This window comes from Phyllobacterium sp. K27, from assembly GCF_054796155.1.
This window is the reverse complement of sequence record NZ_CM139240.1, coordinates 3125473-3151793: the sequence shown is the minus strand read 5'-3', so window position 1 is coordinate 3151793 and position 26321 is coordinate 3125473. Positions and strand designations below refer to the sequence as shown.

Sequence of the window (26321 nt, the reverse complement as noted above, 5' to 3'; positions counted from 1 at the left end):
CCATGATTGTTCAGACACGCACTGGTTGTATGCCTCGCGAGATGAATGAAAACTGAATATAGACCTAAACAATTTGTAATGTTTTAAAGCACTTAGGGCGGATTTTGCGCAGTCTTAACATCAGCCGTAGCGGCTGATGTTAAGCGGTGATGCGTCGACATCTGGCGATTTACCAGAAACGAGATCGGCGAGAACACGCCCGGACCCGCATGCCATCGTCCATCCCAACGTCCCGTGGCCGGTATTGAGATAAAGATTGGAATACTTCGTTCCCCCGCCGATGATGGGCGGCCCATCGGGCGTCATTGGTCGTAGTCCGGTCCAGAAACTCGCTTTTGAAATATCGCCGCCCTTGGGAAAGAGATCGCCGACGGAGTGGGCCAGTGTTCCCCGGCGTGCTTCACGTAAGGTCAGATCATAACCGGAAATCTCGGCAGTGCCGCCGACACGAATACGATCACCCAGACGGGTGATCGCGACCTTGTAGCTTTCATCCATGACGGTCGAAACCGGTGCACCATCGGGATCGGTGATCGGAACGGTAATTGAATAGCCTTTCACCGGATAGACTGGAATATGCACACCGATGCGCCGCAGAAGGAAAGGCGAGTAGCTGCCAAATGCGATTACATAGGCATCAGCAGTAAATTCTTCCGTTTCAGTCGAAACACTGGCGATCTTGTTCGTGCTTGTATTAATGGACGTGATTGTTGTGTTGAACTGGAATGTTACACCAGCTTCGGCACAGCGTGCGGCGAGCTTTTCGGTAAACATCTGGCAGTCGCCCGTTTCATCACCGGGTAGTTGTAAACCACCCACAAACTTTCCGCGCACATTGGCCAGCGCAGGTTCGGCTGCAATGCAGCCTTCAGGGTCAAGCAGATTATAAGGTACGCCAAACTGCTTCAATACATCAATATCGCCGCCGGTTCCGTCATATTGGCTCTGGGTGCGGAAAAGCTGCAGCGTGCCTTGCGTGCGCTCATCATAGGTGATGCCGGTTTCCTCGCGAAGCGCCTTCAGGTTGTTGCGGCTATATTCTGCAATAGGAACCATGCGCGACTTATTGAGAGCATAACGTGCAGATGTGCAATTGCGCAGCATCTTTGCCAGCCACAGCGCCATATAGGGATCGAATTTCGGTCGCACGACAAGCGGTCCAAAATGCATCAGCATCCATTTGATGGCTTTTACCGGAACGCCGGGACCTGCCCATGGCGATGAGTATCCGGGCGAAATTTCTCCGGCGTTGGCAAAGCTGGTTTCCCGTGCCGGACCCGGCTGACGATCGATAACCACGACCTCATGCCCTGCCTGTGCAAGATACCAGGCCGATGTGACACCGACAACGCCACTGCCAAGGACAAGAACTTTCATGAACGGGAACTCCTTCGAACCACACACCAGCCGTAAACAGGGCTGTTATAAACGAATCGCACTCTGTGTGTTCAAGCGCAGTCTTTCCAGTGGTTTCTTGGCTATTGCGCTGAAATGTCGTGGGGAAAGCAAAGGGTCTGATGGGTCGTCAGAAATCCAGGCAAAATAAAAGGCCGGGAAAACCCGACCTTCTCAAACTCGTCTTTGCTATCAGTGCCAGTACATCCGTGGTCAAAAACCGCGAAGACGAATTATAATCAACCAGCCTGAAGCTGATCAGCAGTCATCTTGCCGGACTTGTTGTCACGGACCAATTCGAAGCTGATCTTCTGACCGTCATTGAGGCTGCGCATACCAGCGCGCTCAACTGCGGAGATGTGTACGAACACGTCTGCCGAACCGTCATCAGGTTGAATGAAGCCGAAGCCCTTTGTGGAATTGAACCACTTTACTGTTCCAGTGCTCATGATGAACCCTTTCAATGGAAATATCTTAATACAGGGCACGACGCGCCATGCAGTTTTTAGCTCGATTTTTGAAGAAGGATCTTTCAGAGCGCCCAAGACGCAATAAAACTGTTAACTAACTACCAAATACCGATATGAGACATATAGGACGAAGCACCCGTTTCGTCAATGCAGGCGGTCAGAAATAAATAAAAAGACTTTGCCATCCGTAATATATCAATTGAAGCGCTAGGCTTTAACTGAAAACTATTTTTCGATTTATGAATAGATCAAATCGTAAATAGCATGTCAGGCTCAGCCCCTCCAAACTCGGGCAGGCAGCGATTACTTGGCTTTTTTAGCCCGGGGCGCCTTGGCTTTAGCTTTGGATTTCGACGCCGCTTTCGGCGGCTGCGCCGCGCGCTCGGCTTCGTCTGCAGCCTCTTTGGCAAGACGAAGCGCCTTCAGCCGGGCTGTCTTGCTCTCCCATTTATTGGTTTCGTCATTAATAATGGCGGAGGCGGCAGCAGTGGTAGCCAGACTTTTCTGTTCCGAGGGACTAAGTACCCGCTTTGGGCGCACGCCGACTTCCGGCAATTGTTTTGGGCTATGTTTCATCGTGTCTCACATTGTTGGCTTGCAATAATGACACGCGATGGCTGCCAAGTCTATCTTGCAATCTTTTGACTGGCGGGCTTCCATCCTCGGGCGAAGCCGTATGACATCGCCAAAGCGGCATATTCGATTTCGCGTAAAAGAAAGTCGCGCTCAGCTAAAAGAGCAGCTACGGTCGCTCTGGCATCACCCTGATGATAGGCGAGGGCCTGATCGATTTCATCCTCTGGTTGTTTCAAGATGGCGTTCATAGGAATCTCCTTTCCAAAAAATACTGCCACAACCGAACATATTTGAAAAGGATTTTGTTCTCTTTTTGTTCTGGAAAAGAAGTGCGTGCCGGGGCATGGTCTGAGCCATGTCGTCCCGGCACATATTGGTTCAAGCTTTCGGCTTGCCCTTAGGCGTCGTTGCCTCAGCTTTTTTCATCATGGAGCTGAAAGGAACCTCTGCTTTGGCTGCGACCTTTTCCTTTTTTGGCTTGCGCGTTTCTTTGTTGCTGCGTTGCTGACCCTTGGCCATGGTGCCTCCTACATTATAACAGGATACTTCACGGAATCGGTCATTTGGAATGAATTGGCGGCCGAAACCTCTGACGCCGCGAAAAGCCAAGCCTGGCCAAAAGACGATTTACAATATGGAAGCTTAGAGGTTTAATTCGGGCCTGTCACGGGCTATCGTATGCGACCATGCCGCTCTCTGTTCGTACAAACTTACGGATTAAGCATAAGCAGCAGTGCAATAAACACAGCGAATATTGCAAAATTGAACCAAAAATGGGCAGTTCGTGAGTGCATTTTCGATCTCCTGCCTGACCGCGCCAGTGAGAATGAACCCGTTGCGGAGCGTTCAGCCTATGATAACGCCAACCATGCCGAGCTGGTTCCAGCTTTGCAGGGCAAGTTCGGTTTCGGACCGAACAAAGGTCGAACCAATGAGCCATACAATAACTAAAAATATCACGGCAATTGCAGCCAAGAACAATAGTCCAGTCAATTTTACTGGCTGATGGTCATTATCGAGCATGAGATTCGTCTCAAAATTGTGACTGTGGTCTAATACAACTTATGCGTGAATTATCAATCAGAACATCTGTCAATCTTCAGGATCAAAAGCACAGTCCCTTTTGATATGTGGCCCCATGTAACGTGACTGATTATAATTTGTTCCGGCGGGCCATCACATAAATGACTGACCTATTGCTGGTTGTAGCTTGCTCTTGATAAGAGTTCTTTGAAGTGAGGATGAGTCTATGGCTTCGGCTACTGTTCTTGTTACCGGAAGCTCGGGCTTCATTGGAATAGAGCTTGTTCAGCAATTGCTGGCATCGGGATATCATGTAATCGCTGCCGTGAGGGATGGGGCAACTGGCGGTGTTGCCAAGCTGCCAGCTATTCGTCTGCCGGCTTACGACGAGCCTGATGCTGCTTTCGAAGCCATTCTGGATGGCGTTGATCATGTGGTTCATCTGGCAGCCATCGCACATACCAGACTGGAAAATGGCGCTGAGATATATGACGCGGTAAACCATATCCTTCCAGTCAAGCTGGCGAAAGCGGCTGATAAAGTCATCACAGGCAAGTTCATTTTCATGTCGTCGATAAGGGCGCAATGTGCCAATATTGCTCAGGGTGTTGCGCTTGAGACGGATGATCCAAGGCCCACTGATGATTACGGTCGGTCGAAACTCAATGCCGAAATTGAGATAGCGAAGGTCATGCCCCGGCGAAACTATACCATACTCCGGCCGGTTCTGGTCTACGGTGCGGGGGTAAAGGGCAATATGGCGGCTTTGATGAAACTTGCGGCATTGCCGATACCGCTTCCCTTCAAAGCGCTTGTCGGCAAGCGGTCTCTTGTCGATCGTTCGTCGCTTTGTGACGCTGTAACCCACTGCCTAAAGCAACCGAAAACCGACGGCGGCACATTTATCGTTGCAGACAGCCACCCGGTGACAGTTCCCCAGATACTTGGCGCTCTGCGTGGCGGCAATAAAAGAAGCTCGTGGTTGTTCACCTGTCCTGTCTGGGTCATGGGCATAGCGGCGCGTTTAACCGGACAGCAGGATCGTTGGGACACGTTGAATGGCGATCTTGTTGCCAGTTCGAAGCTGTTGCAGACCACAGGATGGCAGGCGGTCAAAAGTACCGTCGGCGAGATTGAAAAACTGGCGGCTGAAAAAACCAGACAGCGCCCGACAGGCCTTCTCGACAGTTAGGCGGTAAAACGTCTCTTGGATATTCGCCAATCCGTGTTACATTATCGCCAACGTTAATTAAAAAGCGCCTTGCTTTGCGTCCTCTGATGGTTCGCGCGGTGCTCGAAGGATAGAATAGTGAAAGACCCCGAATTGGGCGCTTTATCCGCGTCATATGGGGCGTCTGGTGGAATTGATGCGCCAAATGGTGCAGGCGATTCTGCCAAGAACGGGTTCGGAAAACATGGTGATCCCGTGCAAGAGGCACAGGGCAGCCAATCCGGGTCCGAAGAACGGCGCTTCGACCAAAACCCCAGGAAACGTGCGCGTCGCAGGCGGCGTGGCAAGTCGAAACAGGCTCCTGTTTCGAATGACAATGTTTTGTCAGCTACCGCGTCTGCGCCCGGCGCTGTACCTCCTGTGAACGCTGCTGCCAAAACGGCCAAAAAGCGGCGGCCAAATCGCTTTCGCCGTCGTGGACGCTCGGGCAATAAAGGTTCTGCCCAGAATGCAGAAGCCGGTGTAGTTGCCCTGCAAGTGCAGCCATTGGCAGCGCCACAGCCTGTAGTTCAAGATGTCGCCCGCAAAGACAACCGGCATTCCGGAGCAGCATTATATGCTGCGTTGGATCTGGGTACGAATAATTGCCGGCTGCTCGTTGCTTCTCCCACGCGCCCGGGCCAGTTTCGGGTCGTTGACGCATTTTCCCGCATCGTACGACTTGGTGAAGGGCTTGGCGCAACAGGCCGACTGAACGATAACGCCATGAATCGTGCTGTTGAGGCATTGAAAATTTGCCGGGACAAACTTGATAGTCATGATGTGCGCCGTGCACGACTGATTGCCACTGAGGCTTGTCGTCAGGCGTCCAATGGAGAAGAGTTTCTTGCGCGGGTTAAGGATGAAACGGGTCTGGATCTCGAAATCATCAATCGTCAAACCGAGGCGCGGCTTGCTGTTTCGGGCTGTGGTACTTTGGTTGAACGGGAAACCGATGCGGTGGTCCTTTTCGACATTGGCGGAGGATCTTCCGAAATTGCGTTGATCGACGTTTCGGAGCGTCGCTCACCCCGGCTGGCGGAACACATTATCGCCTGGACGTCGCTGCCGGTTGGCGTTGTAACACTTGCCGAACGCTTCGGTGGTCGCGACGTGACCACGGATAATTTCGCAGTCATGGTCGATCATGTTGCTGAACTCATTAATGAATTTACAGAGCGTCATAAGCTCGGCGATTTGGTCAAAAGCCAGAACTTCCATTTGCTTGGAACGTCCGGAACGGTAACGACGCTTGCCGGTATTCATCTTGGACTGGAACGTTATGATCGTCGCCGGATTGATGGCATCTGGATGCAGAATGACGATGTGACGGAAATGACCAGCAGGCTTCTATCGTGGAGCTTCGACGAGCGTGTCGCAAATCCTTGTATCGGCGCAGATCGGGCTGATCTGGTTCTTGCCGGTTGCGCAATTCTGGATGCCATTCGCAATGTGTGGCCGAGCCAGAAATTGCGCGTTGCTGATCGCGGCCTTCGTGAAGGCATTTTAACCGAACTCATGTCGCGCGATGGCGCGTGGCGCAATCGCTGGCTTCGTCCCAGCGCTTAAAGCAAGATTGTGCATTGCTTGATCGCAATGCGGAAAATAGGGGCCCAAATGGCTAAAACGACAACAGGCGGACGCGGCGGCACAGGTACGCGCGGGCTGCACACCAAGATCAAGAAGAAGGCCGGGACGATCAAGGAGTCCTCGCGCCGCTGGCTTGAGCGCCACATCAACGATCCCTATGTCCAGCGGTCGAAGGCGGATGGCTATCGTTCGCGCGCGGCCTACAAGCTCATTGAGATAGACGACCGTTACAAGATCCTGAAAAAGGGTCAGCGTATTATCGATCTCGGCGCCGCTCCTGGCGGATGGAGCCAGATTGCTGCCTCTATCGTGGAATCGCCCGCACATCAGCCGACAGTCGTTGGTATTGATTATCTGCATATCGACCCGCTGCCGGGTGTGACCTTGCTTGAGATGGATTTTCTCGACGATGCTGCACCGGAAAAGTTAATAGAAGCCTTAGGGGGAGAGCCCGATATTGTGATGTCTGACATGGCTGCTCCAACGACAGGTCACCGCCGTACGGATCATATACGTACGACGCATCTGTGCGAGGTTGCCGCCGATTTTGCCGTGTCTGTCCTGCGTCCGGGTGGCCATTTCCTGACCAAGACCTTTCAGGGCGGCACTGAAAATGAAGTGCTGACATTGCTGAAAAAGCACTTCAAGTCAGTGCATCACGTCAAGCCACCGGCGTCCCGCGCTGAGTCTGTCGAACTTTATCTTTTGGCCCGAGACTTCAAGGGAAGAGACGTCTGATTGCTATTCAGCTGGTGATTCCACTTTGATCAGTGGCCGGTGGCCGGAAACTTCCGCCCCGGCATCTGCTTTCAAGCCACGAAACGACAGGCAAGCCAGCCCGGAAATGGCGGCAACGATAAAGAATGCCATATGAAAGTCTGATAGTTGCAGCGGTCCTCCATGCAGCTTTGTCGATATTTCAAGAATGCCGCCAGCGACAGCAACGCCCAGAGCTATCGAAATTTGCTGAGCGACAGAGCTGATCGGCGTGGCCTGGCTGGTCTGTTCATTGGGAATATCAGCATAGGCCAGCGCATTGGTTCCGGTAAAGAACAGCGAACGAAAAAAGCCGCCAGCAAGCAATAACAGGATCATTATCCAATAGGGCGTTGCCGGTGTGAACAGGCCATTGACCGCAATAAAGGCCGCAGCGACGACAGACCCATACATGAGCGAGTTACGGAAACCTGTCTTGGCGTAGAACCACTTTGTCACAAGCTTCATGCTCATCGCCCCGAGAGCCGAGACGAATGTAATCATGCCTGATTGGAAGGGCGTCATGCCGAAGCCGATCTGAAACATCAGCGGCAGAAGGAACGGAACGGCACCGACCCCAATACGAAACAGGCTGCCACCGACGATGGATGCTCGAAATACTTGATTCTTGAAAAGATCGAGTGCCAGCAAAGGCTCCGGCTTATTGCGTGCATGAAAGAGGTAAAGAACAGTAGATATAACTCCTACAGCGAGCGTTGTTAGTCCTATCCATGAGGGCAGTGCAGGCAGGCTGACAACCGACAATCCGAATACCACGCCGGATGCGGCGGTTCCGCTCAAAAAGAAGCCGATAACATCAAGTGGTCGCCGTACGAGTGTTTCCACTGAAGGCAGATAGCGTGTTGCAAACCAGATGCCGATTATTCCTATTGGCACGTTGATCAGGAAAATCCAGTGCCAACTGAAATAGGTTGTAAGAAAGCCACCCACAGGCGGGCCTAATAAGGGACCGATCAGTGCAGGCATGGTGAGCCACGCCATTGCGCTCACAAGTTCGTTGCGTGGCGTTGAGCGCACAAGGACAAGGCGCCCCACAGGCGTCATCATCGCACCGCCAACGCCCTGAAGAAAGCGCGATATGACGAAGGCCAACAACGAATTGGATACCGCGCAGGCGATGGAACCGAGAACAAACACCACGATTGCCGCACGAAATACGTTTTTCGCACCGAATCTGTCAGCCATCCACCCGCTTACGGGAATGAAAACTGCCAGCGAAACCAGATAGGCTGTCAGCGCTAATTTCAGTGCTATTGGGCTCGTGCCGATATCCGCTGCAATGGCTGGTAGCGAAGTTGAGATGACGGTCGAGTCCATCTGCTCCATGAAAAGGGCGACGGCGAGGACGAGTGGAACAACACGATTCAAAATCTGATCCAGTTCTCAATGCTCTGAGAAAGGCGCATCCGACGCCGGATAACATCTTATGGGCGCTGCGATAGCACTCGCCATGCTTGCGCTCAAGCGCCGATCAAACAGAAGTGATCTGACAACGCCTTTGTTTTCGGCCTTTGCGCGTTACAACCAGAAATAGCATTCGCAAATCAAGGAGATTGATCCATGTCAACATTTGAGATTTCGCGCCGAGATCTGTTTCTGGCTTCCACCGTAATGGCTGGCGGGCTGGCGACAGCCAATTTCATGACAGGCACCGCCGAAGCCGCCGCGCCGCAGTCAGATATAAAATCCCCTGGCTTTAAGCGTTTCAAGCTTGGTGACTTCGAGATAACCACTCTGCTGGACGGTTTGCGTCCGGGCGATGGTCCGCATCCGACTTTCGGTGCCAATCAAACGCAGGAAACAGTTGCCGAATTGATGCGCAATAACTTTTTGCCTGAAACCAAATTCGTCAATGGTTTCATACCTGTTTTGATCAATACCGGTTCCGAGGTGGTGTTGGTTGACACCGGCTTTGGCGCTGCTGGACGTGAAAACGGTTTGGGCCAACTGGAAAATAACATGAAGGCAGCCGGATATACGCCGAATCAGGTTACTATTGTGCTCATTACCCATATGCATGGGGACCATATTAACGGTCTGATGAACGGCGATACACCGGTTTTCGCCAATGCGCGTTATATAGGCGGCCAGATTGAGTATGATTTCTGGACAGATTCCGCCCGCACCGGTACCCCGGCCGAAAATAATGCAAAGGCCGTGAATGCCAAGGTCAAGCCGCTTGCTGATAAATTCACTTTCATCAATGCTGGCGATGAAGTGGTGCCGGGTATTGTGAGTGAAGCAGCCTATGGCCACACGCCGGGACACATGATTTTTCACGTTGAATCGGCTGGAAAACGTCTGGTTTTGACGGCCGATACTGCCAATCACTTCGTGGCATCATTGCAGCGTCCTGAATGGGAAGTAAGCTTTGATGTTGACAAAGCCATGGCGGCTGAGACGCGCAAACGGGTGTTCGATAAGATCGCTGCTGATAAGGTTCCTTTCATCGGTTACCACATGCCGTTCCCCGGCGTTGGGTATGCGGAAAAGCTGGAAACTGGCTATCGTTTCGTGCCTGCATCCTATCAGTTCGATGTTGGATGAGGAGCGTTTTGGGTGCAGCAATTGCAATATTATGTGTCTGAATAGGGCGTAAAGAGCTAGGAGTTGCGTTTACGGCTTTTCAAACTGACATAAGCATGTTACCAGCCCGTGCCAATTCACTTGAATAGACCTTGATAGACGCTCCACCCCACGTGGCGCGTCCTTTAGTCGTATTAGCCGTAGTTAGGAATTGGTAATGGCAAGAATCGTTGAATCCGCAACTGGCGCACTGGCTCTGACATTTGATGATGTCCTGCTGCAACCTGGTCATTCCGAAGTTATGCCTGGCCAGACAGATATCCGCACGCGCATTGCGGCTGACATCGAGTTGAATCTGCCTCTGCTATCCGCCGCCATGGATACCGTGACCGAATCACGGCTTGCGATTGCCATGGCGCAGGCAGGTGGCATGGGCGTCATCCACCGCAATCTGTCCCCTGAATTGCAGGCTGAAGAGGTCTATCAGGTCAAAAAATTCGAATCCGGCATGGTCGTCAATCCAGTGACCATCGGCCCGGATGCCACGCTTGCCGATGCGCAGGCCCTGATGCGCGCCCATGGCATTTCCGGTATTCCAGTCGTCGAAAATGCAGGTGAGGGCAGCCGTAAGCCGGGACGTCTCGTCGGTATCCTGACAAACCGCGACGTGCGCTTTGCCTCTGATCCGGCACAGAAAATTTACGAACTCATGACTCGCGAAAACCTGATCACGGTTCGCGAGAACAATGTTCAGCATGAGGAAGCCAAGCGCTTGCTGCATCAGCACCGCATTGAGAAGCTGCTGGTCGTAGACAATAAAGGCCACTGCGTCGGCTTGATCACTGTCAAGGACATGGAGAAGTCGCAGCTTAACCCGAATGCAGCAAAAGATGCGCAGGGTCGTTTGCGCGTCGCCGCTGCTTCAAGCGTCGGCGAAGATGGTTTTGAGCGTGCGGAACGTCTGATCGCTGCGGGCGTCGATATCCTTGTCATTGACACGGCCCATGGTCATTCCCAGCGCGTGCTCGATGCTGTTACCCGCGCCAAGAAGATGTCAAATGCCGTGCGGATCATCGCCGGTAACGTCGCGACTGCTGCAGGAACACAGGCTCTGATTGATGCGGGCGCTGATGCAGTCAAGGTCGGTATTGGACCGGGTTCAATCTGCACCACCCGCATCGTTGCCGGTGTCGGCGTGCCGCAGCTTTCCGCCATCATGGCCGCTGTGGAAGCTGCTCACAAAGCTGATATTCCCGTTATTGCCGATGGTGGCATCAAATATTCGGGCGACTTCGCCAAGGCATTGGCTGCCGGCGCATCTGCTGCCATGGCAGGATCGGCGCTCGCAGGCACAGAAGAAAGCCCTGGCGAGGTCTATTTGTATCAGGGTCGTTCCTTCAAAGCCTATCGCGGCATGGGCTCGGTGGGCGCAATGGCACGTGGATCGGCAGATCGCTATTTCCAGGCGGAAGTCCGCGACGAGTTGAAGCTTGTTCCTGAGGGCATTGAAGGGCAGGTTGCCTATAAGGGCCCGGTTTCCGGTGTTCTGCATCAACTCGCTGGTGGCCTGCGCGCTTCCATGGGTTATGTCGGTGCGAAAAATCTGGAAGAATTCCGCGAAAAGGCTACATTTGTCCGTATTACCAATGCCGGTCTGCGCGAGAGTCACACTCATGATGTCACCATCACCCGTGAAAGCCCGAACTATCCGGGCGGTAACTGATATTCGTCTGACAGGTGAGGGCGATGTCTGACACCGCCCTCCACGATCACTTTTCGGCCATGGCGCGCAACAGCGCCTGGTCCAATCATCGACTTTTGAGTGCCTGTGAACAGCTGTCTCCGGCCGAGTTCGCCCAAGAGTGCACGAGTTTTTTCCCGTCACTACAGCTCACCCTCAACCACAACCTGATTGTCGACCATATGTATATGGCTGACATGAGTGGTGTCGGGCGCGCAAATATAGGACTGGAAGGGGATGTGCCATTCCCTGCTGCCAGTGATTTGAAGAGAGCGCAGGAAAAGTTCGACAGATCGCTGATCGCGTTTTGTGGCGGGTTGAGTGTGCCTGACTTGAACCGCCTCGTTACGATCACTTGGGGAGCAGGAGATACTTCCCTCGAACCGATCCATCTCATTCTATCGCATCTTTTTGTGCATCAGATTCACCATCGCGGGCAAGCGCATGCCATGCTCGCTGGGACAAATGTTCCACCCCCGCAGCTTGATGAATTTTTTCTCAATTACGACAAGCCACGCAGGCAAGGCGAACCTTATACCTGAAACCCTGCAACCTTCTTTGTTGACAGACAAGACTTCCCGGATTGTGGTAGATAAATCATAATACTGCCGGGATTGGCCAAAGCCGATCCGTGCAGGTGTGTTACTCTTTTCGTTGATGGCAGCCCATGACTGTTATGCATCCTGCATTACTAAAAATACTGATCAGCGTTTCTGCTGCGGTGTTTTTGATGACATCGCTCGTATTTGCTCAAACGGTGTCTGATGCTGAGCCGCCGGCACCGGCGAAAGTTAATCAACTTATCCAGTTGCTGTCTGACCCTGAGGTAAAGACATGGCTGGAAAAGGAACTGGCAAAACCGGAGACAAGCGCTTCTGCCGATGCTCAGTCCCCTGAAACAAGCACCATGCCAAAATCCATGGTGTCTTCGTCTTTGGAGAATGTAAAACAACATATTGAACGTACGGCCAAGACTATTCCCGATCTGCCGCGGCAATTCACGCAGGCGCGATCAACGGTTATGTCGGAGTTGAGCGACCGGGGACTCGTCGGTGTGCTCCTCCTCGTGTTTGTATTTATTGCGGCTGGTATTGCCTTGCAGAGGCTGGTCTATCGTTTAACCGTGCGCTTTCGTCGATGGATCATCGGCCTGTCGAAAGATACGCCTCAAGGCCGTGCCAAGAAAATCAGCGCCCGTTTTCTATATTCCGGCCTCATGGTCCTTGCTTTCAGTGTGGGCAGCACCGGCGCATTCATGATCTTTGATTGGCCACCATTGCTGCGTGAAATCGTGCTCGCGTACCTCACGGCGGCAACTGGAACATGGGCTGTGAACGTGTTTTGCAAGGCGGGGCTGGTGACATCCGTCATGCAGGTGGCTCACTCGAAGGAAGTGCGCGCTTTGCCCATATCGGATGAGACTGCCGATCATTGGGGTTTTTGGCTCGTCATCATAGCGGGTTGGTTTCTATTCGTGGACGCTACATTCTCGTTGCTTCCACCTCTGGGCTTAACCTCGGATGGCATTGCCGCGCTGGCAATACCAGCAAGTTTTGTGCTGTTGTGTCTGGCACTTGTGGCGGTCTGGCGCCGCCCGCCCACGCCAATCATGGAGGGGGAGAAGCGGTGGGTGAGCCACGTCGCTGCGACCTGGTTATTTACCGTCTATTTCGTCGGATTATGGCTACTGCACTTGACTGGCGCTTGGGTGCTCTTCTCGGTTGTCCTGCTTGTTTTTTTGATTCCGCTGCTCGTTATTATTGCGCACAAGGCGGTTCACTTCATACTACGCCCCGCGACAGAAGAAGCAGGCGGCGCGACAATTCCCGCCGTTACGCTTGCGGTCGTTGATCGAGGCATCCGGATTGCGTTGATCTTGCTTGCTATATTCATCACGGCGCGCATGTGGGGCGTGAGCATGTCGAGCATGCAGAATATGCAGGACCCGACGACGACGTTGATTGTGCGCGGTCTCGTCAACACACTCATCATTGCCCTTGCCGCAGATTTCGGCTGGAGCATCATAAAGGCGTTGATTGAGCGGAAGCTCGGTGTCCATCATCATGCACCACAGGAAGAGCATGCTGAGGTTGATCCACAGCAGGCACGGTTGCGCACTTTGCTGCCGATCATACAGAACATTCTCTTCGCCTCGCTGCTAGTCATGGCGATCCTGATGGTTCTTTCCTCAATCGGAATTCAGATCGGGCCGTTGATTGCCGGTGCCGGCGTCGTGGGTGTCGCCATTGGCTTTGGAGCGCAGACAGTCGTAAAGGACGTCATATCGGGTGTCTTCTACCTGCTCGACGATGCTTTCCGGATTGGTGAATATATCAGCAGCGGTAAGTATATGGGCGTGGTTGAGAGCTTCAGCCTGCGCTCGATCAAACTTCGGCACCATCGCGGCCCGGTTTTCACCATACCCTTCGGCGAGTTGGGAGCCGTGCAAAACCAGAGTCGCGACTGGAGAACGGACAAATTCAACATCACAGTCGGGTATGATACGGACGTTGAAATGGCACGAAAAATCATCAAGCGTGTGGGTATTGAGCTGGCAGGAGATCCCGAATTTGCTCCTTGGGTCATCGAGCCGATTAAAATGCAAGGTGTGCAGGAGTTTGGCGAATACGGAATCGTCCTGCGTATGAAGGTAACAACCAGGCCCGGCGGGGCGTTTGCGATGAAGCGTAAATTCTTCAGTGCGGTCCAAAAGGTATTTAAAGAAAACAATATAGAACTGCCCTTTCCGACGGTGCATGTGCAGAAGGGTGAAGACAGTGCGACTGCCGTCGCTCAAACCGTTACTGCACGGCGCAAACGTGCAGCAGTGGCCAAGGCTGCTGACGCAGAAACTTAGAACCTTTCAGAGTGCAGTTTTGCCCGATTGCAGCACGATTCTATTGAAGCAAGAAAGGCGCTAAGGAATGATCTTGCGTGTCTTCAGGTCATCAAAGACGCGCATAAACATTTCCTCCGTATCAATATAATTATGAAAACCGGCACGGCGCAGCTTCGTCCCGTCGGCAAAGAAATCGTAATCCCAGCCAAAAACAAAGTCCCCGAAACCCCAGGCCGAAACGTCGGAATAGGCTGTTGGTGTGAGGCTATGTCTTGTTATCATCTCCTCCCAAAGTTGCTCCTTGTCAGCCATGATGACATTGAGCGACATGGGCAAAGGCGGGGCGACTTCCAACCCGAAATATTGGGCGATCCTGGGCCATAATTCACTCCAGCGGAAGAGGTCGCCATTATTGATGTTGAAGGCCTGATTGCCGCATTGCGGGCTGGTGGCGATGAATACAGTTGCGCGCGCCAACAAGCCGGCATCGGTCATTTCCAAGAGACTGTGATATGCGCCCGGTTTTCCGGGAAAACGCAATGGAATGCCAAGCTCTTTGGACATCGATGCATAGACTGCAATCACAGACGCCAGATTCATGGGATTTCCCAGAGCAAAGCCGATCACCACTGAAGGCCGCAAGGCTGACCAGCTCCACGCTTTACCCTTTTGCGAGGCCTCAAGAAAATTCTGCTGATCAATGTTGAATTCCGGTGGCATATGATTGGCATCGGATTCGCGTGCAGGCGTTTTAAACGGACCAAGGTGTGCACCGTAGACCTTATAGCCCTGCATGAGGCTGATATGTTCGAGGCTTGGAGCAATTGGCTCGATTGCATTTACCGCATTGACCAACATTGCCAGATTGGGCGCTACCAGCTCCGCCCAGCTTGGGCGGTCCTGATAGGCCGCGTAAAATATATGAGTGACATCGGTAAGGTTGCCAAGCTTCGCTTGTGCATCTGCCGCGTCGAGAAGATCCACGGCGATATGACTGACCTTGCCGACGGTCTCTCCGCCGCGTCGCGAGAGGCCAACAATGTCCCAATCCGCAAGCTCCACCAGATGCGCAATAAGATTTCCGCCGATAATGCCATTGGCACCGACCACCACTGCTTTTTTATGTGTTCCGACCATTTGAATAACTCCATTTGCACTAAGTGAAGATTATCCATGTGAAAAACTTTGTGTAGACGCTCAAAAATGATAAGATTTATAAGAAATACTTTGAGGTGATAAATGGACCGGCTTTCGGCGATGAAGACTTTCGTGCGCGTTACAGAGCTTGGTACGCTGTCTGCCGCCGCACGTGAGCTTGGGCTCACACAGCCAGCCGTCAGCCAGCAGATTGCTGCACTTGAACGTCATCTGGGTATCAAGCTATTTCATCGTTCGACACGGCAGCTTGTCTTGAGCGAGGGCGGCGAAACCTATTACCGGCACGCATTGGGAATATTGCAGGCTGTTGATGAGGCGGAAGAAAGTGCCGGTGCATATTCAACTGCGCTCCATGGCAGCTTGCGCATCCAAGCGCCAGTCGGTTTCGGCCAAATGCACCTTGCGCCTCTTGTGATTGATTTTCAGCGGCAGCATCCGGGCTTAAAGTCCGAACTGGTGCTGGACGACCGCATCGCTGATTTGATTACAGACAATGTTGATGTGGCTATCCGGTTCGGCGCAATGAAATCATCCGACTTGATTGCCCGCAAGCTTGGCTCGTTTGAGCGTGTGCTGGTCGCCTCTCCAGATTATATCGCCGCACACGGAACTCCCGGTACGCCAGATGAACTCATCAATCATGGATATATCCGCTTCATCTGGTCGCCGCGGGGAGAGGTCATTCCATTGATCGGCCCGGACGGCGCCGTTGAGGCATCAGTGAGATCGGTTTTTCTCGCCAATAATGCATTTGTGCTGAACGACGCACTCTGCGCTGGCCTGGGTATTGGTGCTGTACAACTTCCGCTTGTTCAACCTTTGATCGACTGCGGAAAGCTGATCCGCATCCTGCCTGACTATGGGTACGCGCCGATGGATATTCATGCCGTATATGTCAGCGGACGTTTCCTGCCGCGCAAGATCAAACGGTTCATCGATTTCCTTCAGATGAAAATGAAACCAATACCGGGCTTGCATATGATCTCGATCACTGAGAAAGACGTGTGAGGGTTGGAGCATTTCCGCGATCTCTTTTTGTGCGGAATCATCGTGGATAGCAGCAGGAGAACACAATGTCGCAGACTCAAATTTTCTGGCCGATGATCGCTTTGACCTTCCTGATCTACTGCGTTTATTTGCTGCTTTTTCTTCGGCGCCGACGGGCGGTCATGAGCGGGCAGGCCAAGATTCAGGAGTTTGTAATTCCAACGAACGAGCCGCAAATCAGCACAACGACAATCCGCAATCTGAACAATCTCTATGAAGTGCCCATGCTGTTCTATGTGGTTTGCCTCTCGCTCTATGTCGTCAATGGTGTGTCATATCTTGCTGTGGTTATTGCCTGGCTTTTTGTCGGTGCGCGGCTGGCGCATACGCTCATTCACGTGACGACGAATCGCTTGCGTTACCGTCAGTCAATTTTCACATTGGGCTTTATTCTCAATGGTGTTCTTTGGATTATGCTCGCGATGCATCTGCTCTTGCCACCGGCAATTTAAGCCACTAAATCAGCCAACTCTTTCTCCGAAACGGTCAATTTGCGGCTGCACTCTATGATAGCGGTTGCAAGTGCCTCGAAATCTTCGCGCCGTTTGCTCTGCTTGCGCCAGATCAAACCTATTTCACGCGCTGGTTCAGGATCGGCAAAAGACGCGATCCGCACATTGTTGCGGCTGGCCTCGGTTCGAACTGCGATTTCCGGAATCAGCGTCAGACCCATGCCATGGCTGACCATCTGCAAAAGTGTTGCCAGACTGGTCGCGCCATAATTGACGAGTTGTCTTTGTTTGACGCTGGTGCACACCGCCAGCGCCTGATCCCGCAGACAGTGACCTTCTTCCAGAAGCAACAGGCGCTCGACGGCAACATTTTCCTGCGTCATGGGCGATGAAAGAACATCGGTGTCATTGCTCGATGTAGCGATCAAAAAGCGATCACGGAAAAGCGGCATTGTGATTGTTCCTTCGCCATCAATGGGCAAAGCGGCAATCAGGACATCAAGATCGCCAAGGCGCAAATCCTCCACAAGCTTCGAAGTTAGGGCTTCGCGTAGTTCAATGGAAAGGTCCGGATAGTTGTCGTGTAGGTGCGGGATGAGGACTGGTAGCAAGTAGGGCGCGATGGTCGGAATGATCCCGAGACGCAGGCGGCCCCGCAGAGTGCCGCGTTTTTCCAATGCCAAATCTTCCAACGAGCGGATTTCGTCGAGAATGCTCTGGATTCTTGGAAGAAGCTTTCGCCCCAAATCAGTCAGAACCACCGAACGACGTGTCCGCTCAAATAAGGTTGCGCCAAGCCGCATCTCCATTTCCGCGATTTGTGCCGACAGCGCAGGCTGCGAAATGCGTGCCACCTCCGCAGCTTTGCGAAAGTGCAATGTGGTCGCGAGGATATCGAAATAACGCATTTGCCGTACTGAAAACATGATAGGTAAATCCTATCAATAATAATTCTAAATACAATTGGAAACTATGATTGGAATAGTTCTATCCTGGGGTTGAATGCCAGCCAAAGCGCTGCGCTGATCATTTCAGAGCTCGAACAATCAAGGGAGAAGCCTCATGGCTGACCGTCCAACATTGACGACGACCGCCGGTGCACCGGTATCGGACAACCAGAATTCCAGAACTGCAGGCGAACGTGGTCCGGTACTGCTTGATGATTATCAGTTGCTTGAAAAGCTTGCCCATCAGAATCGCGAGCGCATCCCTGAGCGCGTTGTCCATGCCAAAGGCTGGGGCGCATTTGGTACATTGAAGATCACAGGTGATATTTCGCGTTACACCAAAGCCAAGGCTTTGCAGCCCGGAGCCGAAACGCCATTACTTCTGCGCTTTTCGACCGTTGCCGGGGAGCTTGGCGCTGCCGATGCCGAGCGTGACGTGCGCGGTTTTGCCCTGAAGTTCTATACAAGCGAAGGCAATTGGGATCTTGTCGGCAATAATACGCCAGTCTTCTTCGTCCGCGATCCGCTCAAGTTCCCGGACTTCATTCATACGCAGAAGCGTCATCCACGCACCAATATGCGTTCCGCTACGGCCATGTGGGATTTCTGGTCGCTTTCACCCGAAAGCCTGCATCAGGTAACGATCCTTATGTCGGATCGCGGTCTGCCTGTCGCGCCGATGTATATGAACGGCTACGGCTCCCACACCTATTCCTTCTGGAATGATGCTGGCGAACGCTTCTGGGTCAAGTTCCACTTCAAGACGCAGCAGGGTCACAAGTTCTACACAAACGCGGAAGCCGAAACCCTTATCGGCAAGTCTCGTGAAACCTATCAGGAAGAACTTTTCGGCGGCATTGAACGCGGCGAATTCCCGAAATGGACCGTTCAGGTTCAGATCATGACTGAGGCCGAGGCAGAACGCACGAGCTATAATCCGTTTGATCTGACCAAGGTTTGGCCGCATGGCGAATTCCCGCCGATCGAAATCGGTGTGATGGAACTCAACCGCAATGCGGACAATTATTTCGCGGAAATCGAGCAGGCGGCCTTCTCGCCATCGAATGTTGTTCCGGGCATCGGCCCTTCGCCAGACAAGATGTTGCAGGCACGTGTTTTCTCCTATGCAGATGCGCATCGCTATCGTCTTGGCACGCATTATGAAGCGCTTCCCGTCAACCAGCCGAAATGCCCTGTTCATCATTATCACAAGGATGGCCAGATGAATTTCTTCGGTCAAAAGACTGGCAATGTCGACGCATACTACGAACCCAATAGCTTCTCCGGGGCAGTAGAACAGCCATCGGCCAAAGAGCCACCGCTGAAGCTGTCGGGCGACGCAGATCGCTTCAACCATCGCATCGGCAATGATGATTATGGTCAGGTGACCGCATTGTTCAATCTTTTCGATGCTGGTCAGCGCTCGCGCCTTTTCTCCAACATCGCAGCGGCAATGGGCGGCGTTCCGGGTGAAATCATCGAGCGCCAGCTGGTGCATTTTGCCCGCATTCATCCCGACTACGAGGCTGGTGTGCGTGCCGCTTTGAAAGAAGCACATGGCTATGAAGCCAATGCCATCTCCAACGAGGAAAAAGACGTCGCTGCCGAATAGGCCGACGCGAACAACGAACAATAGCAAGCCGGGGTGCAAGCCCCGGCTTTCTTTTATTGTCGCAGCCATGTATGCGACAGTGAAAGAGTTGGAAAAGCTCTAAAGGCTTACAAGGAATTCATATGCGACTTGGCGGACGCCTGCAGGCGGCAATCGAAGTTCTCGAAGACATTGAAAATCGCAAGCGTCCCGCCTCGGATGCTTTGAAGGATTGGGGGTTGTCGCATCGTTTCGCCGGGGCTGGTGACCGCGCTGTCATTGGCAATATTGTTTATGATGCGCTGCGCCGGAAACTGTCGCTCGGTTGGCGCATGGACAGCGACGCGGCACGCCATATCGCTTTTGGCGTTCTGCTGTCCGATGCCGAACTGAATATTGAAGATATCAATACCGCGCTTGAAGGCGACAAGTTTGCCCCCGAACCTCTCGATGCAGATCGTCTGGCCATTTGGGGATCGCGCGATTTGACTTCTGCCCCCGATCATATTCGCGCCGATGTGCCGGAATGGTGCGTGCCACATTTTCAGGCGATCTTCGGTGATAAATGGGTGGAAGAAGCGGCCGCCTTGAGCGACCGGCCCCCTGTTGATCTGCGGGTCAATACATTGAAGGCCGACCGCGAAAAAGTGTTGAAAGAACTGGCGCGCGCTGGAGCTAGCCCTGCGCCGCTGCTTGAAACGGCTATTCGTGTGCCGCCATTGCGCGCCATGGGCCGTCATCCGAACGTACAGGCGGAGCCAGCCTTTCAGCGCGGATTGTTCGAGGTACAAGACTTGGGGTCTCAGATCGCAGCCAAGCTCAGCAATGCAAAACCGGGTGAACAGGTGCTGGACTATTGTGCAGGAGCAGGCGGTAAAACGCTCGCTTTGGCTGCGGAGATGAACAATAAGGGCCAGATACACGCCTATGACGCCGAACGCGCACGATTGGCGCCCATTTTTGACCGCCTCAAGCGGGCAGGGGTGCGCAATGCGCAGGCACATGCAAACATAAGCGATCTCGTTCCGCTGGAAGGCCAGATGGATCTCGTTCTTGTTGACGCGCCATGCACGGGTTCGGGAACATGGCGCCGCAGGCCCGATGCAAAATGGCGTTTGAGCGAGCAGCAATTGGAGCGACGCGAGGTCGAGCAGCGTCAGGTGCTGGATGCCGCCAGGGTCTATGTCAAACCGGGTGGCCGTCTGGTCTACATCACCTGTTCGCTTTTCGCCCCTGAAAATGGCGATCAAGTATCGGCATTTCTTGCTACAAATCCGCAATACAGCATTGTAGACAGCCAGCCGATCTGGGCGCAGTCCGTTTCGGAGCACAGCGATCTTAAGCCGCTGTTTAAAGATGGAACTGCGATCCTGTCGCCGTTTTCAACGTCGACCGATGGCTTCTTCATTTCGGTTCTCAGACGGGAAAAATAAAGCTACAACCGGCGGCAGTCATTCACAGGAATATACCTATGTCCCGCTCCATAGTACTTTTGCTGTTTTTGGTTCTGGTTGTCGGCGGTGGACTTGCAATTGGCTATGCAACCCTGCCTGGGGAATGGTATGCGGGCCTCGTCAAGCCATCATTCAATCCGCCAAACTGGATTTTTGCGCCTGTCTGGACAGTCCTATATGTGCTCATCGCCCTTGTTGGCTGGCGTGTATGGGATCGTAGCTTGACTGTATCCCAGCAGTTCTGGTGGGCACAACTTGTTCTCAATTTTCTTTGGTCACCAAGCTTTTTCGGGCTCCAACAGATGGGCTCGCGCTGGTCGTGATCCTGCTGCTGTTGATCTCCATTATTGGTTTTATCAAGGTCAGCTGGAGCACGGAACGCGTATCGGCAATTCTGTTCCTCCCTTATCTGGCATGGGTGGCTTTCGCTACCCTGCTCAACGCATCACTTTATTGGTTGAATCCGGCAGGCTGAAATGTTCGATTATATGACCCCGATTGCTGGCAAGCGCGTTTTGTTTGCCATGGCCGCAACTGCCGAATATGGCCAACATTTGCAAAAACTGTTTACACCGCTGATCACGGGCGTCGGGCCAGTGGAATCGGCCGTCAGCGTTTCGTCGATTCTTGCACATCTTGGCGCAATGTCGGCGCTGCCTGATCTCGTTGTATCGCTGGGTTCTGCTGGTTCGCGCATTCTTGAGCAGACGGAAATCTATCAGGCAACCAGCGTGTCCTATCGCGACATGGATGCTTCGCCACTCGGCTTTACCAAGGGCGCCACCCCCTTTCTCGACCTGCCTGTGAAGTTGCCACTTGATCATCGCATCCCCGGTATAAAAGAAGCGACGCTTTCAAGCGGTGCCAACATCGTTTCAGGCAAAGCCTATAATCTTGTGGATGCGGATATGGTGGAAATGGAGACTTTCTCCATCCTGCGCGCATGCCATAGGTACAATCTCCCACTGATCGGGCTACGCGGCATTTCCGATGGTGCAGCCGAACTACAGCATCTTGGCGATTGGACCGAGTATCTCCACGTGATCGATGAGAAACTCGCTGCGGCAGTGGAGACTATGGCTGGCGCAATTGAAGATGGAACTATTTCAGTCTGATTTATTTTTATAACACTATATTTTATTGATACTGAAAAGTGATACTATTATATGAAACTCAACAAGAAGCACACGGACACGCTTGCCGCAATTTTTGCCGATCCAGTGCGCCCGGGAATCGTCTGGCGGGAAATAGAGATGCTATTCTTGGCGTGTGGCGCGCAGATCAGCGAAGGAAACGGTTCTCGTGTGCGGGTGGCATTGAACAATGTGCGGGCTGTATTCCATCGTCCACATCCGCAGAAAGAGACGGATAAGGGCGCAGTAAATTAGTGCGACGGTTTCTACAGGAGGCAGACGTAAAACCATGACGACCATGCATTACAAGGGCTATGAAGCAGTCATCGAGTTTGATGAAGAAGAAAATATTTTTCACGGTGAAATCGTTAACTTGCGCGATGTCATAACTTTTCAGGGTGCTTCTGCTACAGCCTTAAAGAAAGCCTTTGCAGATTCCGTTGAGGATTATCTGACATTTTGCAAAGAGCGGGGTGAGGAACCTGAAAAGCCGTTTTCGGGGCAGTTTGTCGTCCGTACCGAGCCTGTCTTGCATAAGGCAATTTCGGGCGCTGCGCGGCGTGCTGGCATAAGTCTCAATAAATGGGTAGTTGCCACGTTGGAACGCTCGGTCCGGTAAGATCTTCACCGCAATGCTTCACCCACCCTGTTAGAGCGGAGAATATCCAAATGGAATCGTTCTGCCGGAGGGAATTCGTGAACAAGGTTGAGGGATTTGGCGAGGCCGATGCCTTTCCATCGGACGATGTCGAAGCCCGATGGATTTGGTCCGAATTCACCAGGCCCTTTGGGTTTCCGGCTGGCGGCCAACCACGTTGTCAGGCGGCGTCGGACGATGGAAAGACATCGACCTCGCCACCTTCCTCGTGGATTGTCTCGCCATCCGAGAAACAGAACTGGTTCCATTTGAATGTTCTCCGCTCTAACAATCGGAATCAGTTTGTCAGTAAGCTTTGGCAACCCATTGCGCCTCACCGACATTTGCTTTAAAGGCCCGCCATGAACACTCCCACTCATCCCGATACAGTCCTCATCGTCGATTTCGGCAGCCAGGTAACTCAGCTGATTGCGCGTCGCGTGCGCGAAGCCGGCGTCTATTCCGAGATCGTTCCTTTCCAATCAGCTCAGGAAGCGTTTCACCGCATCCAGCCAAAAGCGGTCATCCTGTCCGGCAGCCCTCATTCGACTGTCGATATCGGCAGCCCGCGCGCGCCGCAGGACGTCTTTGATTCCAATGTCCCGGTGCTTGGCATTTGCTATGGCGAGCAGACCATGTGCGCGCAGCTTGGCGGTAAGGTCGAAAGCGGTCATCACCGCGAATTTGGCCGTGCTTTCCTCGATATTCAGGAAGAATGCGCGCTTTTCGATGGCATTTGGGCCAAAGGTACGCGTCATCAGGTTTGGATGAGCCATGGGGATCGCGTTGTCTCAATCCCTGACGGTTTCAAGGTTGTCGGTACCTCGACTGGCGCCCCCTTTGCCGCCATTGCAGATGAAGCGCGTAAATATTACGCCGTGCAATTTCATCCTGAAGTGGTGCACACGCCCGACGGCGCAAAGCTACTCCAGAACTTCGTCCATCGCATTGCCGGGATTGAAGGCGACTGGTCCATGTCTGCATACCGCGAAAAGGCGGTCGATCTTATCCGCAAGCAGGTTGGCGACAAGAAAGTCATCTGCGCTCTGTCAGGCGGTGTTGATTCGTCCGTTGCGGCCTTGCTCATCCATGAAGCAGTCGGCGACCAGCTGACATGCATCCTTGTCGACCACGGCCTGATGCGCAAGGACGAGGCGGCAGATGTCGTCAGCATGTTCCGCGAACACTATAATCTACCGCTTATCCTCGTGAATGCGCAGGACCGTTTCATCGGTGCGCTTGAGGGCGAGAGCGACCCGGAAAAGAAGCGCAAGACGATTGGCAGGCTCTTCATTGAAGTCTTTGAGGAAGAAGCCAAAAAGCTTGGCGGTGCAGATTTCCTTGCTCAAGGCACACTCTATCCGGATGTGATTGAAAGCGTATCCTTCACGGGTGGCCCTTCGGTGACGATCAAGTCGCACCACAATGTGGGTGGCCTTCCTGAACGCATGAATATGCAGCTCGTCGAGCCCTTGCGTGAACTGTTCAAAGACGAAGTGCGCATACTCGGCAAGGAGCTTGGCTTGCCGGATCATTTTATTGGCCGTCACCCGTTTCCCGGTCCGGGACTGGCGATCCGCTGCCCCGGCGGCATCACCCGCGAGAAGCTGGAGATCCTGCGCGAAGCCGATGCTGTCTATCTCGACGAAATCCGCAAGGCCGGACTCTATGATGTCATCTGGCAGGCATTCGCGGTTCTTCTGCCCGTGCAAACAGTTGGTGTCATGGGCGATGGGCGCACCTATGAATTTGTCTGCGCGCTGCGTGCGGTGACATCGGTTGATGGCATGACGGCGGATTTCTATCACTACGATATGAATTTCCTTGGTCAGGCCGCAACGCGGATCATCAATGAGGTCAAGGGCATCAATCGCGTCGTTTACGATGTGACCTCGAAGCCACCGGGCACTATTGAGTGGGAGTGATCTAGAGCAAATTTTGTTTATATAGAGCCAATTCTGTTTCTCGGATGACGAGACAATCCACGCGGAAGGTGGCGAGGTCGATGTTTATCCATCGGACGAAGCTGCCTGACAAAGTGGGTGGCCGTCAGCCGGAAACCCGAAGGGCCGGGTGAATTCGCGCCAATTCCATCGGGCTTCAGCTTCGTCCGATGGATAAACATCGCCCTCGCTAAATCCCTTGATCTTGTCCACGAATTCCCTCCGGCAGAATGACTCTATATAAACAAAACTTGCTCTAGGCCTCAAGGCCAGGGTCATCCGGACTCAATGATTATAAAATTAAGGAAGGGGCTTTGGGTCTAACAGTTAGTGCAAGATCACTACTGTGGATGCCTTGGCATGCCTTTGACGATGCGCGCTTGCGGCACGCTTGCGTCGACTCCATTGCACGCAGGCTGAATATCTCACTTTGTCAGCCGTGCTGCCTGCCGGTTTCAAGCCAATTGGCTTGCACTGAATGCACCCGTTTGTGATGCCTATTTTTAATAAGCAGCCCCGGGACCACAACGCCTGCAATAGCCTGGTCCAAAATTTGCATTTTCGGTGAGGGGTCGCCGGATTGTTGCGTGCGTTGCGGGAAGCCCCTGAAACCCTGCGCTATTCTTCTTTGAAACGAACCCAGTACGAGCTTGCGCAGCCCGATTTAGGCTATCGGAAGCTTCAAATTCAATTTCTCTCGCTTGACAAATTTTGCATAGAGTGAAATTATTTTCACTAAGAGATAAAAATATCAGAAAATGTTCAGGGTGGAGACATGGCAATGGTGAGTGGCAGTTCTCTTCGCGAAGAAGAGTCCAGCATGGCAGCGCGCGCTGCCTGGCTCCACTACGCCGGTGGTCTCACTCAGTCTGAGGTTGCCAAGCGTCTTGGCCTGACATCGCTCAAAGCTCATCGTCTGATCATGAAGGCCAATCAGGAAGGTCTGGTGAAGGTCTATATTGATGGCGAAGTCTCGGAATGCGTCGAGCTTGAGCAAAAGCTATCCGCGCGATACGGGCTCGACTATTGCGAAGTCGTCCCCGATTTTGATCCGGAAGAATTGCCGCTAAAGGCTCTCGGCATTGCCGGAGCCCAGTTTCTTAAGCGGGAGATCGAGCGCGATGGCGCGCTTCTTATCGGCATGGGCCATGGGCGAACGTTAGCGGCGTGCGTCGATTATCTGCCGCGCATAGCGAGCAATAATGTTCGTTTCGTCTCGCTGCTTGGCGGCTTGACACGCAAATTTTCCGCCAACCCGCACGACGTTATCCATAGGCTGGCAGAGCGTATCGGTGCGGAGGCCTATGTCATGCCTGTCCCGTTCTTTGCCAATACCGTCGAAGACATGGACGTATTGTTCAGTCAGCGCGGCGTGCGCGAAATATTCAACATGGCAAAGAGCGCCAATCTCTCGATGGTCGGCATTGGTACTGCCGAGCGCGAAGCCTCGCTGGTTTCGACGGGCATGATCGAGAAGAGCGAGATCGAGGACATCAAGAAAGCTGGAGGGGCGGGAGAGCTTCTCGGTCATTTCTTCGATGATGCGGGCCAAGCGATTCAAACAACCTTGTCTGATCGCACATTCACCCTGAGCCGGGAGGACCTGAAAAAACAGCGATTGATTGCGGTTGCAGGCGGCAGGATGAAGGTACGAGCCATTCGGGCAGTACTCGAAAGCCGGTGCCTCAATGGTTTGATTACAGACGAGAAAACGGCGCAGCAACTCGTTGCGGAAAATACCTGACAAAACGTCAGGGAGGGGATGCGGGCAGCTGCATCCGGGAGAATACCGGCGGGGTATCCGGTCCATAA

The 26321-nt window shown here is 53.1% G+C and carries 26 protein-coding genes and 1 pseudogene; 17 read left to right on the top strand and 10 right to left on the bottom strand.

The features are described from left to right. Nucleotides 1–120: 120 nt before the first annotated feature. The 6 genes from ACYJL1_RS15625 to ACYJL1_RS15600 form a co-directional block, all read right to left on the bottom strand. On the bottom strand, nt 121–1377 hold the full coding sequence (locus ACYJL1_RS15625; protein WP_460896233.1) for a D-amino acid dehydrogenase: 1257 nt from the start codon (nt 1375–1377) through the stop codon (nt 121–123). Nucleotides 1378–1634: 257 nt separating this feature from the next. Continuing rightward, entirely contained in the window at nt 1635–1844 is a 210-nt protein-coding gene (locus ACYJL1_RS15620) for a cold-shock protein (protein ID WP_091881096.1), read from the bottom strand. 324 nt (nt 1845–2168) lie between these two features. Next, nucleotides 2169–2441, bottom strand: coding sequence for a hypothetical protein (locus ACYJL1_RS15615; RefSeq protein ID WP_460896232.1), 273 nt, complete (start codon nt 2439–2441; stop codon nt 2169–2171). Nucleotides 2442–2491: 50 nt separating this feature from the next. After that, the gene (locus tag ACYJL1_RS15610; RefSeq protein ID WP_460896231.1) at nt 2492–2689 is read right to left on the bottom strand and encodes a hypothetical protein; all 198 of its coding nucleotides are present in this window, start codon (nt 2687–2689) and stop codon (nt 2492–2494) included. Between the two features lie 130 nt (nt 2690–2819). Then, nucleotides 2820–2960 carry a hypothetical protein gene (locus ACYJL1_RS15605; protein WP_307283087.1) on the bottom strand — a complete coding sequence of 47 codons (141 nt, stop codon included), beginning with the start codon at nt 2958–2960 and terminating at the stop codon, nt 2820–2822. Nucleotides 2961–3287: 327 nt separating this feature from the next. Next, nucleotides 3288–3464 (bottom strand): hypothetical protein, encoded by a 177-nt coding sequence (locus ACYJL1_RS15600; protein WP_460896230.1) that lies wholly within the window; start codon nt 3462–3464, stop codon nt 3288–3290. Nucleotides 3465–3690: 226 nt separating this feature from the next. Here ACYJL1_RS15600 and ACYJL1_RS15595 point away from each other — a divergent pair, with 226 nt between their 5' ends. From ACYJL1_RS15595 to ACYJL1_RS15585, 3 genes are all read left to right on the top strand, one after another. Beyond that, nucleotides 3691–4656, top strand: a complete 966-nt coding sequence (locus ACYJL1_RS15595) for an NAD-dependent epimerase/dehydratase family protein (RefSeq protein WP_460896229.1) — start codon at nt 3691–3693, stop codon at nt 4654–4656. A gap of 117 nt (nt 4657–4773) precedes the next feature. Further along, nucleotides 4774–6243 (top strand): Ppx/GppA phosphatase family protein, encoded by a 1470-nt coding sequence (locus ACYJL1_RS15590; RefSeq protein WP_460896228.1) that lies wholly within the window; start codon nt 4774–4776, stop codon nt 6241–6243. A gap of 48 nt (nt 6244–6291) precedes the next feature. After that, nucleotides 6292–7002, top strand: a complete 711-nt coding sequence (locus ACYJL1_RS15585; protein WP_460896227.1) for an RlmE family RNA methyltransferase — start codon at nt 6292–6294, stop codon at nt 7000–7002. A gap of 3 nt (nt 7003–7005) precedes the next feature. On the opposite strand, the gene ACYJL1_RS15580 is transcribed toward ACYJL1_RS15585, so the two are convergent. Further along, complete coding sequence (locus ACYJL1_RS15580) at nt 7006–8409, bottom strand: DHA2 family efflux MFS transporter permease subunit (protein ID WP_460896226.1); 1404 nt, start codon at nt 8407–8409, stop codon at nt 7006–7008. A 192-nt stretch (nt 8410–8601) separates the two neighbouring features. On the opposite strand from ACYJL1_RS15580, the gene ACYJL1_RS15575 reads away from it, so the two are divergent. From ACYJL1_RS15575 to ACYJL1_RS15560, 4 genes are all read left to right on the top strand, one after another. After that, entirely contained in the window at nt 8602–9588 is a 987-nt protein-coding gene (locus ACYJL1_RS15575; protein ID WP_460896225.1) for an MBL fold metallo-hydrolase, read from the top strand. 196 nt (nt 9589–9784) lie between these two features. After that, entirely contained in the window at nt 9785–11290 is a 1506-nt protein-coding gene (guaB, locus tag ACYJL1_RS15570; RefSeq protein WP_460896224.1) for an IMP dehydrogenase, read from the top strand. 23 nt (nt 11291–11313) lie between these two features. Then, complete coding sequence (locus tag ACYJL1_RS15565) at nt 11314–11850, top strand: DinB family protein (RefSeq protein ID WP_460896223.1); 537 nt, start codon at nt 11314–11316, stop codon at nt 11848–11850. A 188-nt stretch (nt 11851–12038) separates the two neighbouring features. Continuing rightward, nucleotides 12039–14165: a mechanosensitive ion channel family protein gene (locus tag ACYJL1_RS15560; protein ID WP_460896222.1), complete on the top strand. Its 2127-nt coding sequence runs from the start codon at nt 12039–12041 to the stop codon at nt 14163–14165. A 60-nt stretch (nt 14166–14225) separates the two neighbouring features. On the opposite strand, the gene ACYJL1_RS15555 is transcribed toward ACYJL1_RS15560, so the two are convergent. Further along, the gene (locus ACYJL1_RS15555; RefSeq protein ID WP_460896221.1) at nt 14226–15284 is read right to left on the bottom strand and encodes an SDR family oxidoreductase; all 1059 of its coding nucleotides are present in this window, start codon (nt 15282–15284) and stop codon (nt 14226–14228) included. Nucleotides 15285–15386: 102 nt separating this feature from the next. On the opposite strand from ACYJL1_RS15555, the gene ACYJL1_RS15550 reads away from it, so the two are divergent. Together ACYJL1_RS15550 and ACYJL1_RS15545 are read left to right on the top strand one after the other, a co-directional pair. Continuing rightward, the gene (locus ACYJL1_RS15550; protein WP_460896220.1) at nt 15387–16313 is read left to right on the top strand and encodes a LysR family transcriptional regulator; all 927 of its coding nucleotides are present in this window, start codon (nt 15387–15389) and stop codon (nt 16311–16313) included. A 65-nt stretch (nt 16314–16378) separates the two neighbouring features. Continuing rightward, on the top strand, nt 16379–16804 hold the full coding sequence (locus ACYJL1_RS15545; protein ID WP_460896219.1) for an MAPEG family protein: 426 nt from the start codon (nt 16379–16381) through the stop codon (nt 16802–16804). Here ACYJL1_RS15545 and ACYJL1_RS15540 read toward each other — a convergent pair. Then, the gene (locus ACYJL1_RS15540; protein ID WP_460896218.1) at nt 16801–17730 is read right to left on the bottom strand and encodes a LysR substrate-binding domain-containing protein; all 930 of its coding nucleotides are present in this window, start codon (nt 17728–17730) and stop codon (nt 16801–16803) included. The two genes, ACYJL1_RS15545 and ACYJL1_RS15540, sit on opposite strands and share 4 nt — an antisense overlap. Before the next feature lie 136 nt (nt 17731–17866). Here ACYJL1_RS15540 and katA point away from each other — a divergent pair, with 136 nt between their 5' ends. The 7 genes and pseudogenes from katA to guaA all read left to right on the top strand — a co-directional run bounded on the left by katA (nt 17867) and on the right by guaA (nt 24491). Then, nucleotides 17867–19363, top strand: coding sequence for a catalase KatA (gene katA / locus ACYJL1_RS15535; protein ID WP_460896217.1), 1497 nt, complete (start codon nt 17867–17869; stop codon nt 19361–19363). A gap of 122 nt (nt 19364–19485) precedes the next feature. Then, nucleotides 19486–20775 (top strand): RsmB/NOP family class I SAM-dependent RNA methyltransferase, encoded by a 1290-nt coding sequence (locus ACYJL1_RS15530; protein WP_460896216.1) that lies wholly within the window; start codon nt 19486–19488, stop codon nt 20773–20775. Nucleotides 20776–20813: 38 nt separating this feature from the next. After that, a pseudogene (locus ACYJL1_RS15525) lies at nt 20814–21271 on the top strand (TspO/MBR family protein). A 1-nt stretch (nt 21272) separates the two neighbouring features. Then, nucleotides 21273–21911, top strand: coding sequence for a 5'-methylthioadenosine/S-adenosylhomocysteine nucleosidase (locus ACYJL1_RS15520; RefSeq protein ID WP_460896215.1), 639 nt, complete (start codon nt 21273–21275; stop codon nt 21909–21911). Between the two features lie 51 nt (nt 21912–21962). Next, nucleotides 21963–22184 (top strand): type II toxin-antitoxin system HicA family toxin, encoded by a 222-nt coding sequence (locus ACYJL1_RS15515; protein WP_460896214.1) that lies wholly within the window; start codon nt 21963–21965, stop codon nt 22182–22184. Between the two features lie 34 nt (nt 22185–22218). Beyond that, a complete protein-coding gene (locus ACYJL1_RS15510) occupies nt 22219–22548 on the top strand; it encodes a type II toxin-antitoxin system HicB family antitoxin (protein ID WP_460896213.1) in 330 nt (109 codons plus the stop codon). Nucleotides 22549–22928: 380 nt separating this feature from the next. Continuing rightward, on the top strand, nt 22929–24491 hold the full coding sequence (gene guaA / locus ACYJL1_RS15505) for a glutamine-hydrolyzing GMP synthase (RefSeq protein ID WP_460896212.1): 1563 nt from the start codon (nt 22929–22931) through the stop codon (nt 24489–24491). An 84-nt stretch (nt 24492–24575) separates the two neighbouring features. On the opposite strand, the gene ACYJL1_RS15500 is transcribed toward guaA, so the two are convergent. After that, nucleotides 24576–24722, bottom strand: coding sequence for a hypothetical protein (locus ACYJL1_RS15500; protein ID WP_460896211.1), 147 nt, complete (start codon nt 24720–24722; stop codon nt 24576–24578). Between the two features lie 568 nt (nt 24723–25290). Between ACYJL1_RS15500 and ACYJL1_RS15495 the strand changes: the two genes are divergently transcribed. After that, nucleotides 25291–26253: a sugar-binding transcriptional regulator gene (locus tag ACYJL1_RS15495; RefSeq protein WP_460898068.1), complete on the top strand. Its 963-nt coding sequence runs from the start codon at nt 25291–25293 to the stop codon at nt 26251–26253. Nucleotides 26254–26321: the final 68 nt, after the last annotated feature.